We start from the raw sequence: 13524 nt of genomic DNA, 5'->3' as shown, positions 1-13524 counted from the left end.
GAGGACAAGCGTGATACCTGGGAATCGGGCTCTGCCGGGGAGATTCTGGCGCGCCACCGGGTTNTNTCGGAGGGCACTCTTTTTTTTGCCGATCACGGGATATTTTACTTTCCCGCTCCGCGGAGCTGGTCCGGAGCGGGAACGGGGGGAACAGGGGCGGAGAATCCCGCCCGGGCAGAGCTCTCCCACGAGCTNTANCAGGNCTTTCTGAGGACCACCCTGGCCCCGGGGGTGGAGCTTACGGCGGGCCGGCAGAGGCTGTGGGAGGAGGGGAACCCGGCGGGCCTCTTCTTCTCTGTCACCGATGGCCTGCACCCCCGGGGAGCTCTTCGGGAGAGATCCCCCGGCTTTGACGGGGCGGAGCTCCGGTTCGGGGACGGATCCCGGGGAATCCTCTCGGCGNGTCTGGCCTTTCAGGATGCCTTTGATGACACCCAGGGGACCGACACGCCCTGGCGCCTGGTCAGGGCCGCGCTCACAGCGGAGCGAAGGGTCGGGAAAAGCGCNGGGGAAGAGCGACGGATGGGNGGAACNGTGGTGATGCAGAGAGACACCATGGTGCGGCCCGGGCTGTACGCCAGGCTGGCCGGGGACCGTCTGCGGGGGGGAACAGAACTCGCCCTGGAGTGGTATAACCCCCACCGGCAGGAGTGGCAGCCCCGTTTTCTGGCGGGGGTCTCCGGGGGGATCCGCGAGGACCTCCCCGGGGGAGGGTCTCTGGAGCTGACGGGGGAGTATCATTATAACGGTCTTGCCCTGAACCATACGGGAACAGAGATGCCCTTTCCGGTGACCAGCGATGGAGCGGGGGCGTTCTTGCGTCCCGGGGAGCACTACCTCCACATGCGGTTCCTGCTGGAGGGCTCCTCGCGGTGGCGGAGCGAGCATCGTCTTACGCGAAATCTGGACGACCAGAGCATGCTGGTGGAGCAGGAAATCCTCTTTCTGGGGATGGCCCCCTTTGAGGCGGGGGCCGAGATCATCTGGACCAGCGGAGCCGCCGACAGCGAGTTTGGCGCTTTTCAGGAGGACCTGGTGCTGCGGCTTTTTGCGGGGGTTCGGCTCTAGCTGCCATCCCCTCGGGGAGTGTCCTTCCCCGGGCGTACCCCCGGACGTACCCCCGGACGTACCCCCGGACGTGTGCCCCCTGGGCGTGTCGCCAGCAGTACCAGCAGTGGCCGTCGGCAGTGCCTGCGTTTTCCCGGGTCGGCCCCCGGCAGTTTCCTTAGACCGGTCTGATTTTTCGGGGGCCGGAGCTTTTCTGGGTGCCCGATTCCTGATACGCTCCGCCCTCCATGACACGAAGGATTTTTTCTTTTCTCGCCCTGGCGATCCTGGTTCTGCCGGGGGGCTCCCTGGGAGCGNTTCCCTGGGACTGGTACGAGGTATCGCCCGATTTTCCCTACGAACTCTCGCTCCGCCGCGAGGTGGCGATCACTGCCACCGGTCTGGGACTCACCGGTCTCAGTTATCTTCTGGAAGAGACCAATCCCCACACCACGGCGGCGGAATACGGCCCCGAACGGCTCGACAAGGGTGATATCAATCCCCTGGACCGGCTGGCAGTGAACCGCTATAACGAGACCCTTCAGGTCACGGGGCACGCGCTCTTTTTTGTGGCGCTCCTGGCACCCTTCCCCGCTGCGGCCAACCGGAACTTTTCCGAACTCTTTACCCTGGGGATGATGTACGGGCAGACCCTGCTTCTTTCCTACGGATCCAAGGAGACGCTGCTCCATTTTTTCCCGCGCTACCGCCCCCACGCCTACTACGACGATACTCCCGACGAGCACATGACCGATCAGGGGTCCCGAAAATCCTTCTTCTCGGGGCACGCCACCCATACCTTCGCAGCAGCCACCTTTGCTACGGTGATTATGGCCGATCTGGAGATGGAGCGCAGGACCCGGTATCTGGTGAGTGCCACCTCCTACGGGCTTGCCACGGGTGTCGCCGTCTCCCGTGTGGCAGCAGGGAGGCATTTCATCACCGATGTTGCTGCGGGAATGGTCTGGGGGAGCGCCGTGGGGTGGCTCGTGCCGGCGTTGCACCGCAGAAGCGAGGCCGCTCCCTTTCACCTGAGCCCCCTCCTGGGGGAGGAGGGCCTGGGGCTGCAGGTGAGCGTCCCCTTCTGAAACAGCCGGGCGCGGGTGCTCAGGGTGTGGCGGGCAGGACCGCAAAGGGGTTGGTGAAGGTGACCCCCTCGCCCCCCGGGCGGCGCAGCTCTGCCCGGACGTAGCGACCGATCCCCGGAGTTTCCCGGTAGCGCAGGGTCTCTCCCCGGTGGATCTCTCTTCCCAGGGATATCCAGCGCAGCGAGAGGTGCTCCTCGTCGGGCACGATCGTGATGACCCCCTCCCGGGGATCGTGAATAATTTCGGTGATCACCGGAGCCTTTCTGCCCCTCCCGGCGTGGGAGAAATAGAACGCTCCTCCTTCCATGGCCGCCCGCACCCTCCGGGGAGTGGCTTCTTCCAGGGGAAAGACTGAAAAGGCGTAGCCTATGTGGCCGAGCCGGTGGGAGTCGTCCGAGGCAAACCCCCAGAGGGGGCGTTCGGGCATCAGGGCCGAGAGAAGGGCATCCCAGAGGTATACGTCCCGGGGATACCGGTTGTTCCGGTTGATCACTTCGAGCCCCAGCAGGTGGGGATAGTCGAGGAAGAGATCGTAGTACCATTCCAGGGGGAGGGAATAGCGACCCGGGTGAAAGAGCACGGCTGCGCCCCGGCGCTGGCCGATCTGGTGGAGCACCTCCTGGATGGTGATGTCGGCCCGGCGCTGGCCAAGACGGCCCAGGATGGGGCGGTAACGGCGGCCCGCGATATTGTAATTGGTGAAATAACTCCCCAGGTGGTGTACATCGGAGATCTCGTTTCCCATGATCGCCGTCATGGCGCGGAACCCGTGGTGCTCCGGTTTCTGTTCTGCCCCGTGACCGAGGTCGGGCCAGGGCCAGGTCACGTGGTTGTGATCGGTGATGGCGAGGATGGTGTAGCCCCGTTCCCGGTACTCCCTGATCATGCGCCGGGGCGAGTAGAGGCCATCGCTGAAGCGGGTATGGGTGTGGAGGTTCGCCGTGTGCCGGGTTGCCCCGGCCCAGTCGATTCCCTGATAGGGGTTATGAAGGAGGATTTCCCGGGGGGGCAGATCCTCCGGCAGGGGAATGGTGTAGAGAGGGTGCCCCTCGGCAGGGGGGCTCGCCGGTGCGGGCGAACCGGGGGCAGCGCGAAACAGAAGGGGGAGCGCCACGAGCAGAAGAGGCGCCGCCAGGGCAGCCCCCAGAATCGTCTTGACCATGGAATAATTATAGCAGTCTTTGACTGGTCTGCACGCGCCGGGGCGCGTATACTGGTGGCCATTATGAAATGGCTGTGGCCTGGCCGGAGCGCGGTATCGATCGAGCGAAAGGTCCGGCTGGTTATCTCGATTTTCGCGGTTACGCTCATTGCCCTGGTGACACTTGTTCTTGGCCACCAGGCCTACAGGCGGCTTCGTGTGCAGCGTCTGGAGGCAACCAGGCAGAGCCTGGTTCTGGTGAGGGACAAGATGGAACTCCTCGGCGAGAGCCTGGATCATTATTCCCTGCTCATCAGTGCCTCGCCTGCGGTTCAGGAGGTGCTTGAAGAGAGGCGTCATGCGCAGGGGCCGCCCCCCTTTGAAGTGATAACGCGGCTCCAGGGTCCCATGAACAGTATCGTCTATCCCCGGTCCAAGGTGGATTCCCTGATAATTTACGATCACCGGGGCTACCGGTTCTCCTCGGGATTTCTCTCGGCGGTTGAGGGCCTCCCCGATGAGGCGCGGCAGCGGTTGTTGAAAGACCGGGGAAGTCTGCTCTGGCGACCAACCCATAGCAGCGAACATACCCGCGACGGCAGGCCCCTTCCGCTTCTTTCGCTTGCCCGGGCAATTTACAGCTGGAACACCGGTGTTCATCTGGGGTTTGTCGAGATCCATCTCGCCGAGCGAACCCTGGCAGGGCTGTACCAGGAGGTTTCCCTGGGGCCTGGGGGGAAGATCTGTCTGGTGGATCACCAGGGGAGGATCATCTCGGCTCCAGATACGGACCGGCTCTTCACCCGTCCCGGGATAATCGAAGCCGCCCTGCCCGCCACAACCGGTTCCAGGGGATGGGAGTCGATTCAGATCTCCCGGGGGCAGAGCATTCTCTTCATGGAGCCCCTGCCGGCCACGGGATGGGCCGTGGCGGGGGTGATTCCCCGGGGGGTGGTCTTTCGGGATCTTTTGCCGGCGCTCCTGGGTTTTGGCTTTCTGGGAGTTCTGGCCGTGGCGATCACCCTGGTGGCTGCCAGAGTTATCGCTTCCTGGTTTTCCCGACCCCTNCGCGCCATGGCAGAGACGATGAACGACGTTGCCTCGGGGGACATGGAGGTTCGGGTCGAGGTGACAAGCCAGGACGAGGTGGGCCAGCTGGCGCGGACGTTCAATGCAATGCTGGACAAGACCTCGGCGCTCCTGGAAGAGATCAGNCACAGCCACGAAGCAGAACGGGAGCAGGCTCTGGAGGCGATGCGGNTACGCATGAACCCCCACTTTCTCTATAACACCCTGGACACCGTGGCAGGCCTGGCCGAACGGGGAGCGGTCGGCGATATTCCACCCTTNATTCAGACCTTGTGCCGATTTTACCGCAGGGTTCTGGGGGAAGGTCGCGGGGTTTCGACGATTGGCGAGGAGCTCGCTCTCTGCGATGACTACCTCAAGCTCCTGCAGGTCCGGTACCGGGGGGGCTTTTCCTGGAGCATAGCGGCTGATCCCGAGGTTTCGGGGATTCCCCTGCCGCGCATGCTTCTGCAGCCGGTGGTGGAAAATGCCATTTTTCACGGGTTGAAGCCGATGGTTCCGGGAGGGGTGTGTCACATCACCGCTGACTCCGGAGCACGGGGCGCCCTGATCCGGGTTCAGGACAACGGGGTGGGGTTCTCTCCCCGCCACCAGAAAGAGNGGTTCGGCCTGTCCAGCGTACGCCAGCGGCTCGAGGCGGCCTTCGGTCTGGCCGATCTTGTTTCTGTCTCCTCTGCGCCGGGCCAGGGGACGGAAGTGACTATCCTGATCCCCCGGGCAGGGGGATATGCTGCGCGCGAGGGAGGCCTGAGGCAGGGATGAGGGACAGCAGGACCGTACTACTTGTAGACGACGAACCGCTCGCCCTCGAACGGCTCCGGGGGGCGCTTGCCTGGGAGGAGGCGGGGTTTTCCCGTATTCTTGAGGCCTCCGATGGTCTGGAGGCACTGCGGCGGTACCGGGAAGAGGATATCGACCTGATCGTCACCGATGTGGTTATGCCGCGTCTCGATGGCCTCTCGCTGGTTGAGGAGCTTCGTCGTGAGGGGTACGAGGGCGCCGTGGTGGTTCTTACGGGGCACGATGATTTCTCTTTTGCGCGCCGNGCCCTGCGCTCCCGCGTGCGCGATTATGTACTCAAGCCGGTGGATTCGGCGGAACTGCTGCGGGTGGTGCAGGAGGTGGTGAATTCCCGCAGGGAATCGGAGCTTCCCGAGCTCTCCTGGAGCGGTGGTGCTCTTCCCGGCGAGGGATCGGCTCTGCTCTCCGTGGCGATCCAGGGGTTTCCCTTTCTCCCCGATGCCCCGGAACGGCTCTGTTGCGAGGTTCTCTCCTGGGTGGAAGCGGCCTGCTTCTCCGGTACCCCGGCGCGGGAGTTTCTNCTCGGCCAGGAGAGGGATTCGTCGGGGGTTGTCTTCTTTTGCCGGGGTCGGGCCGTGGAGGCCCTCGCGGGGAGGNTGGTGCCCGATCCGGGCCGGCCCCTGCGCCGGGGGTTATGCGCGGGGTTTGTTCTGGATGAGGCGGGAGAGCGGGATCCCGGGGACGCTGCGCTTCGGGGNCGGGCCGCTCTGGCCCGGGAGCGTGCCCGAACGGAGCGGTTTTTTCCGGGTTCGCCCTTCGGCTCTTCCCGTTTCACGAACGAGCGGGGGGGCTCTGGTGCGATTGAACCCGACGTGATGCGGGGCATTCAGGTACAGATTTTTGCCGCGCTGATGCAGAACGATGCGGAAATGGTTGGAGAGCTTCTGGGACGGCTCTTTTCGCTGGTACAGGAACGTCTTCCTGCCTACTCCGTGCTGGAACACGTCCTGGCTGATCTCTTTCTGTACGTCTTTGCCTACGATACCCGGGGAACGCGAAGGCCTCTTCCCCGGGAGGCCGAAGAGATTCTGGGGGAGTCCTGCGATCTGGACGATGCCCGGTGCCGGCTGGTGGAACGGCTGACCNGGGATTTTCCCCACGCCGCTGCTCCCTATTCACCGGCTTTGCGCCACGTCGATGCGGCGCGGCAGGTGATGGAAGAACGCTTTGCCGACTCCCGGCTCTCGCTCAACGATATTGCCCAGGGCTCNGCGGCTAACCCGAGTTATCTCTCCACAATTTTCAAGCAGCACACGGGACAATCCGTGACCGAGTATCTTACGGCCCGGCGGCTGGCCCACGCTCTCACGGTTATGAGCGAGGGCGCTGCCGATCTGGCCGAGGTCGCGTCGGCCTGCGGGTACCAGGATCCCTACTACTTCAGCCGCTGTTTCAAGCGTCACTACGGCGAGGCNCCCTCGGTTGTCCTCCGGCGATTCCGGCAAAAGACAAAATAAATCCCGAATCTCCCAAAAAGAATCCATTCACGGCACGAAAAAGGAGGGGGACAATACCGTCAGGCCAGATGCACGCCGCGATCTGGAATAACGAAAGGAGTTGGTATGGGAACAGTTCGAACNGCCGTGGCTATTGCCATGGGTCTCTTGCTTTTTTGTGGTATCTCCGGTGAGGTCCGGGCCGGCGGTGCCGGAGAGGGCCAGGGGAGGCGTCAGGAAATTCGGGTTCAGACTCGCTGGGCCAGCGATGCCCCCCACGAGGCGGCGTTTCAGCAGCTGCTGCGGGATTTTGACGCGCTCCACGAGAACGTGCGCGTTGTCGATGAGTCCGTGGGAAACGAGATATCCTTCAACGACCGTCTGAGAACGGCCATCGCCACGGGAAATACCCCCGACGTGGTGTACACCCTGGGAGGCGCTGCGTTCCGCCAGTACGCCGAGAACGGGGTCTATCTTGATTTGGAACCCTTTCTGACNGCCGACCCGCAGTGGCGGGACTTTTTCCTCCCGCTCTTCGAAAACTGGCAGTTCGACGATCTCGACGGAATCTACGGTGTTCCCTACGAGTCCTTCGGGGTGGGAATATTTTATAACAGACAGATTTTTCGGGATCTGGGGCTCGAACCTCCCCGGACGGTTGAAGATTTTGAGGCGGTGGCCGACGTGCTCCTGGGTGAGGGGATCATTCCCATGGCGATCGGAAACCACGCGATCTGGCGGGGAGGGCATCTCTTTACGAACCTGATGCTCAAGCGGCACGGCGAGGAGATTGCCCGNAAGCTCGCCGATCGATCGGTCCCGTGGGATGGCCCCGAGGTGATCGAGGTGCTCACCCTGATCGACGACTGGCACAGGCGTGGCTTCTTCGGCGATAACGTGGTCACGGCTTCCCACAACGAAGAGGTCGCTCTCTTTCACGCCGGNGATACCGCCATGCACATGGACGGCAGCTGGTACATCGGATCTGCCAACGCATCGCCCCTGGCCGAGCACATCGGGTTTATCCCCTTTCCCTCCTTTGCCGACTATCCCCGCTACCGGGATGTCTGGATGGGCGGCGCNGCGGGAGGGCTCTCCCTGTCCGGCACCATGTCCCCGGAACGGCAGGANATCGTTGTGTCGCTGCTGAAGTTTCTCACCTCTCCCGAGGCTTTCGCCACGATCCAGAAGGCTGTGGGCGGCGGAGTGTACCCCGTTCGTCTCGAGGCAGACCAGGACGCCGTAGATCGCCTGACGGCAGAGCACGCCCAGGCGCTCGCCGAAGCCCGGGCNCTTCGAACCGATCTGGACTCCTACGATCCCCTGCCGCAGATGACGGACCGTCTGCGAAACAGCATCCAGGGAATGTTCGCCGGCCAGTCCCCCCGGGAAGCGGCCCGTGAGATCCANCAGGAAGTGAACCGGGGCNGCCGGTAGGTCCGGTGATGGAGCAAGGAGGTGCCCCGTGATGGAGTCNAGGTCGGCCAGGCCGGTGTTATCGACCTTCTGTTTTTTGCTGCCGGCGTTGCTTCTGTACGTGGGTTGCATGATCTACCCGATCCTCGATGCAATTCACCTGAGTTTTCACTCCTGGAACGGTATTCCCGTTTCNCCGCTGGAGTTTCGCGGGTTCGATAATTACCGGTTCGTTCTGGAGAGCCAGGAGTTTCGCNTGGCCCTGCGAAACGTGGGGGTCTTTCTGCTTCAGGGCGTCTTGTTCCAGGGGCCTCTGGCCTTTGTCCTGGCGCTGGTGGTCACGTCGACGCTGCGGGGTGCCCGGTTTTTCAAGGTTGCCTACTTCCTGCCGGTGGTTCTTCCCGTCACGGCCGTGGGCATCCTCTGGAAGCACATCATGAATCCCGCCACGGGGGCGATAAATACCTTNTTTCGGGTGGCGGGGCTCCCCGGACTTGCCCAAAACTGGCTGGGNNATCCCCAGATGGCGATTTTCTCGGTGGCCTTTGTGAGCGCCTGGGTCTTTGCGGGGTTGAACATGATCATATTCTCGGCGGGGCTGGTTTCCATTCCCGACGAGTTGTATCAGGCNGGGGCTATCGACGGCGTAGGGTACGGAGGGAGGTTGCTNCACATCACGATTCCCCTGATGCGGGAGAGCTTTCGCCTCTACTTCATTCTCATGGTGACGGGATCCCTGAAGGTGTTCGACATGATTTTTGTGATGACCGGTGGAGGGCCAAACGGTGCGTCCGATGTTCCCGTGACGATGCTCTATTATCAGGCCTTTAACTACTCCCGTTTTGGTGTGGGAAGCGCCATCGGGGTCATTGTGCTGGTCCTGAGTCTGCTCGCGACGGGGGTGCTCCAGAAGGTCTTTGCACCCAGGGAGGATATATGATCGTTCGGACCAGNGGTTCCAGGCGTTTTATCTCGGCAGGNCGTCTGGGGGGNTACGGATTTGCAGCGTTATGGGGCCTNCTGACTCTGTATCCCCTGATCTTTTCCTTCCTCTCGTCCTTCAAATCCACCGACGAGATTTACTACAACCCCTTTTCCTTGCCCGGGATCTGGCGGGTTGGAAACTACGCGGCTGCTTTCGGGCGCCATAACATGGTTCTGGCGATCGGGAACAGTCTCTTTTTCGCGGTTGGGGCAACTGCGCTGGTGCTGGGAGCGGCGAGTATGGCTGCCTTTGCGCTGGCCCGGTACCGGTTGCGCTACCTGCCCTGGGTGTTTCTCTTCTTTGCGCTGGGTATTATGATTCCGATCCACTCGACCCTGATTCCCCTGGTTCGAATGATTAACCGGGCAGGTCTGGCGAACCGCTACTCTTCGCTGATTGTTCTCTACAGCGGGTTCAGTGTTCCCATGGCAGTGTTGATCATTACGGGGTTCATGCGGGGTATCCCGGCGCAACTGGAGGAGAGCGCGATCATCGATGGCGCCANACCGGGCCACGTGCTCTTTCGGGTGGTGCTGCCCCTGAGCACACCCGCGCTCGCCACGGCGGGGATCATTACCTTTCGGGGTATCTACAACGACCTGATCTTTGCCCTGCTTTTTATCAATCGTCCCCGGATGAATACCATCTCTCTGGCACTTCTGCGTTTCCAGGGATCCTGGCATATCGAGCTGGGCCCTGTNTTTGCAGCGGTGACGGTGGCGGTCATCCCCATGATCGTCATTTACATGCTCTTTCAGGAGAGGATCGAGCACGGTTTGGCGGCGGGAGCCCTGAAGGAGTAACAGCCATGACAGATGAGACACACCGAAAGACCGGACAGAGCGATATCTCGTTTCGCCAGGTTCACCTGGACTTNCACACCAGTGGCCATATTCGCGGGGTAGGATCGGCCTTCGACCCCCAGGAGTTTGCCGAGCGCCTCGCCAGGGCGCAGGTTGATTCGATCACCTGTTTTGCCCGGTGCCATCACGGGTACCTCTACTACCAGTCGGAAAAACACCCCCACCTTGTTCATCCCTTTCTGGAACGGCCCAATCTGCTGGATGAACAGATTCTCGCGCTCCGCGAAAGGGGTATCAGAGTTCCGCTGTATACAACCGTCCAGTGGGACGGCTGGATGATGCGCGAACACCCCGAATGGTGCTGTCAGGATCCCCGGGGGGGATGGCACGGTCAGGCGCCTCTGGAACCGGGGTTCTACGCGACGCTGTGCGTGAACAGCTCCTACCGGGACTTTCTCTTTGACCATACCCGGGAGCTTCTGGAGCGCTTCGATCCCCAGGGTCTGTTTTTTGATATTGTGCGGGATGTGCCCTGTGTTTGTCCCCGGTGTCTGGCGGGAATGGAAGAGGAGGGGCTGGACCCCTGGAACGAAGAGGAGCGGGCCCGTTTTGCACGGCTGGTGGCGGACCGGTTCCGGCGCGATATGTCCAGCCTGGTCAGGAAGGAAAATCCCGACTGCACCCTGTTCTACAACGCTTCTCATGTGGCACCTCGGCTCCGTTCCTCCCTGGAGAGTTTTTCTCACCTGGAGATCGAATCGCTTCCCTCGGGAGGGTGGGGGTATACGCACTTTCCCTACGTTGCCCGCTACGCCCAGGGGCTGGGAAAAGAGATGATCGGCATGACCGGCAGATTTCATACCTACTGGGGGGATTTTCATTCCTACAAGAACGAGGCGGCCCTGGAGTTTGAGTGCTTTCAGATGCTCGCCCACGGNGCGGGGTGTTCCGTGGGNGATCAGCTGGTTCCCTCGGGNGAACTCGATGAACGCGCCTACGAGCTGATCGGCGAAGTTTTCGGGAAGGTACGGGCTGTGGAACCCTGGGTGCGGGGGAGCAGGCCCCTGGGCAGGATCGCCCTGGTCACCACGGAGGAGTGGTCGCAGTCGGAACAGCCCGGAGAGATGATCGGCGCCGTGCGACTTCTCCAGGAGTGCGGNTTTCAGTTTTCCGTGATCGACCTCGCCTCGGACCCGTCGCATTACGAGCTCCTGATTTTTCCNGACAGGGTTCCCGTGACGCCCGGGACGACCGCCTTTGTCGAGTCCTTTTTGCAGGGCGGCGGGCGTGTCCTGGCAACCTTCGATTCCACCTTTTCCNCCGCCGGTGTTGTCGCCGCACCGCAGGCCCTCCGGGATGGTGCGGGGTGCGACCCCCACGGCAGGGCCTACGAGCGTAACGATTTTGCCGACTATCTGGTGCCCCGGGGTCCGCTGGGGCGGGATCTCCCCGAGACTCCCCACGTGATGTACCTGCGGGGCCGGGAGGTGATTCCCGGGCCGGAGGGGAGGGTAGAACTCGCGATCACACCCTCCTGTTTTGACAGGTCTCCCCGACGATACTGTTCNCACCAGCAGAGTCCTCCCGACCGCTCCCGCCAGGGACTTCCCGGGGTGATATCTACGGANCGGTCGCTCTATTTCTGCCATCCCCTCTTCACCACCTATTTTGAGCGGAGTCCCCGGTGGGTGAAACTGCTGGTTCGCAACGCTGTGGAGGAGCTGATAGGTCCCGATCTGTGCAGCCACGACGGCCCTTCAGGTCTCATCGTGACCGCCAGGTATCATCCGGAAAAAGCCTGCCTTCTGATTCACCTGCTCTATTATGTTCCCGAGCGACGGGGTCGCTCCCTCGATGTGATTGAGGACGTTGTGCCCCTGCACGACCTGACGATCACGTTGCGGACGCGAGGGAAGTTCGAGGTTATCCGCGCCGGGATTCTTCCCGACGGGGAGGAGCTGCCGGTGCAGGCCGGGGGGGATGGCCAGGTGCGGATAAGGCTTCCCCGTCTTCAGGGCTGGGCGATTCTGGCCTGCTCCTGCCAGGGGGTTCCGTAGGTGCCGGAGCTGGCGATCTGCTCCAGGGGCTTGCGTTTTTTTGGTGGCCTGGCCGGGGCTGGTTCTTCCCCTGCGGGGGTGCCGGGATAGCCCAGGGTGATCATGAGGGGGATTCTTCGCGACCGGGGGACGCCCAGGAGGCGGGCCGTNGCCCGCTCCCGGAACCAGCCGATCATGCAGGTCCCCAGGCCCAGCTCTTCCGCCTGAAGGCAGAAATGCTGGGCCGATATGCCGATGTCCAGGAGGTAGAAGGGTTTTCTCTTCAGGAATCCTCCGAGGCGGGCGCTGATATTGGGCCGTTCTGCCACGAGGGCNACCATAACCGGGGCCTGACTGGCAAAGCCGTTGAGTCGCCCCCCGGGGCCACGGGTGAGTGCCGCCAGGGCGCGTACCCTGGGGGGATCGGTTACCACCACGTAGTGCCAGGGCTGGGAGTTGCAGGCCGAGGGTGCCAGGCGCGCTGCCTCAAGACAGGCCTGGATATCGGCCGACGCCACCTCCCGGGGTGCGTAGGATCGAAGGCTGCGGCGCAGCTGAACCAGTTCCTGAAAGCTCATGAGACCAGACTACACCGGGAAGAGCCGCCTGTCACAGGGGGAGATCCCCTTCGGGAGAGGCCTCGGAACGGCCTCAGGACTGACCTCGTGCCGGCCCTTGGAACGGCCCTCGGGCCGGCAATGGTAAAAGAATATCGATAGACTTCTTTTGGTGTTCGCGCTAGGCTTGTGTGGAGATATCCTGTGGGCCGCAGCGGTGCCTGCGGAGCGGGAGATTATTCCAAGGAGAAGCNAAGTGAAAATAGCAGTTGCCGGGACCGGCTACGTGGGTCTCTCCAATGCAGTGCTTCTGGCACAGCAGAATAGGGTGGTTGCCCTGGACATTCTTGAGGAGAAGGTCCAGCTGATCAACGAGCGTCGTTCGCCCATTGTGGACGCCGAAATAGAACAGTACCTGGCAGAGAAAGAGCTGGATCTCACCGCTACAACGGACAAGAAAACAGCCTACACCGGTGCCGACTACGTGATCATCGCCACGCCCACCGACTACGATCCAAAGACAAACTATTTTAATACCTCCACGGTAGAGGCGGTGATTCAGGATGTTCTGGAGATAAACCCCGGGACGGTCATGGTGATCAAATCTACCGTACCCGTGGGGTATACCCGGGAAATCCGCCAGCGTTTCGGGGTGGAGAACATTATCTTCTCACCGGAGTTTTTGCGGGAGGGNCGCGCGCTCTACGACAACCTCTACCCCAGCAGGATCATCGTGGGCGAGGATTCGGCCCGGGCCCGGGGGTTCGCGGACCTGCTCGTCCAGGGGGCAGAAAAAAAGGACATTCCCGTGCTCTTCACCAACTCCACCGAGGCCGAGGCGGTAAAACTCTTTTCCAACACCTTCCTGGCCCTGCGGGTGGCCTACTTTAACGAGCTGGACAGCTACGCCGAGACGAACGGGCTGGATGCCCGGCAGATTATCGAAGGAGTCGGCCTGGACCCCCGGATCGGTGATCATTACAACAACCCCAGCTTCGGNTACGGGGGCTACTGTCTGCCCAAGGACACCAAACAGCTCCTGGCAAACTACGATGCCGTGCCCAACAATATCATCAAGGCCATCGTGGACGCCAACAGGACCAGGAAAGACTACGTGGCCGACCG

At 62.2% G+C, this 13524-nt stretch carries 10 protein-coding genes; 8 read left to right on the top strand and 2 right to left on the bottom strand.

Going from position 1 to position 13524, the window contains the following annotated elements; translation table 11 throughout:
• Window positions 1–1295: 1295 nt before the first annotated feature.
• Window positions 1296–2135 (top strand): phosphatase PAP2 family protein, encoded by an 840-nt coding sequence (locus tag B071_RS18545; protein ID WP_018526977.1) that lies wholly within the window; start codon window positions 1296–1298, stop codon window positions 2133–2135.
• A gap of 19 nt (window positions 2136–2154) precedes the next feature.
• Here the strand turns inward: B071_RS18545 and B071_RS0110110 are convergent, their stop codons facing one another.
• Entirely contained in the window at window positions 2155–3297 is a 1143-nt protein-coding gene (locus B071_RS0110110) for a PHP domain-containing protein (RefSeq protein ID WP_018526976.1), read from the bottom strand.
• Between the two features lie 63 nt (window positions 3298–3360).
• Between B071_RS0110110 and B071_RS0110105 the strand changes: the two genes are divergently transcribed.
• From B071_RS0110105 to B071_RS0110080, 6 genes are all read left to right on the top strand, one after another.
• On the top strand, window positions 3361–5127 hold the full coding sequence (locus tag B071_RS0110105) for a cache domain-containing sensor histidine kinase (protein ID WP_018526975.1): 1767 nt from the start codon (window positions 3361–3363) through the stop codon (window positions 5125–5127).
• A complete protein-coding gene (locus tag B071_RS0110100) occupies window positions 5124–6623 on the top strand; it encodes a response regulator transcription factor (RefSeq protein WP_018526974.1) in 1500 nt (499 codons plus the stop codon). The genes B071_RS0110105 and B071_RS0110100 overlap by 4 nt, the downstream gene beginning before the upstream one ends.
• A gap of 105 nt (window positions 6624–6728) precedes the next feature.
• Window positions 6729–8039, top strand: a complete 1311-nt coding sequence (locus B071_RS17020; RefSeq protein ID WP_018526973.1) for an ABC transporter substrate-binding protein — start codon at window positions 6729–6731, stop codon at window positions 8037–8039.
• Between the two features lie 31 nt (window positions 8040–8070).
• Window positions 8071–8958 (top strand): carbohydrate ABC transporter permease, encoded by an 888-nt coding sequence (locus tag B071_RS0110090; protein ID WP_040588086.1) that lies wholly within the window; start codon window positions 8071–8073, stop codon window positions 8956–8958.
• A complete protein-coding gene (locus B071_RS17015) occupies window positions 8955–9806 on the top strand; it encodes a carbohydrate ABC transporter permease (protein ID WP_018526971.1) in 852 nt (283 codons plus the stop codon). The genes B071_RS0110090 and B071_RS17015 overlap by 4 nt, the downstream gene beginning before the upstream one ends.
• A 5-nt stretch (window positions 9807–9811) precedes the next feature.
• A complete protein-coding gene (locus B071_RS0110080) occupies window positions 9812–11863 on the top strand; it encodes an alpha-amylase family protein (RefSeq protein WP_018526970.1) in 2052 nt (683 codons plus the stop codon).
• Here the strand turns inward: B071_RS0110080 and B071_RS17010 are convergent.
• A complete protein-coding gene (locus B071_RS17010; RefSeq protein ID WP_018526969.1) occupies window positions 11818–12420 on the bottom strand; it encodes a nitroreductase family protein in 603 nt (200 codons plus the stop codon). The genes B071_RS0110080 and B071_RS17010 overlap by 46 nt on opposite strands.
• 151 nt (window positions 12421–12571) lie before the next feature.
• Between B071_RS17010 and B071_RS0110070 the strand changes: the two genes are divergently transcribed.
• Window positions 12572–13524: nucleotide sugar dehydrogenase (locus B071_RS0110070; protein WP_498365808.1), on the top strand; the 953-nt coding region annotated here is incomplete at its 3' end.

It is taken from the genome of Alkalispirochaeta alkalica DSM 8900, from assembly GCF_000373545.1.
Lineage (GTDB): Bacteria > Spirochaetota > Spirochaetia > DSM-27196 > Alkalispirochaetaceae > Alkalispirochaeta > Alkalispirochaeta alkalica.
The sequence above is the reverse complement of the archived record's forward strand: the minus strand, read 5'-3'. Positions and strand labels throughout refer to the sequence as shown.

Excerpts from the sequence above, each read along its gene's own strand:
- B071_RS0110110 (WP_018526976.1), bottom strand. The coding sequence starts at position 3,297 with ATGGTCAAGACGATTCTGGGGGCTGCCCTGGCGGCGCCTCTTCTGCTC.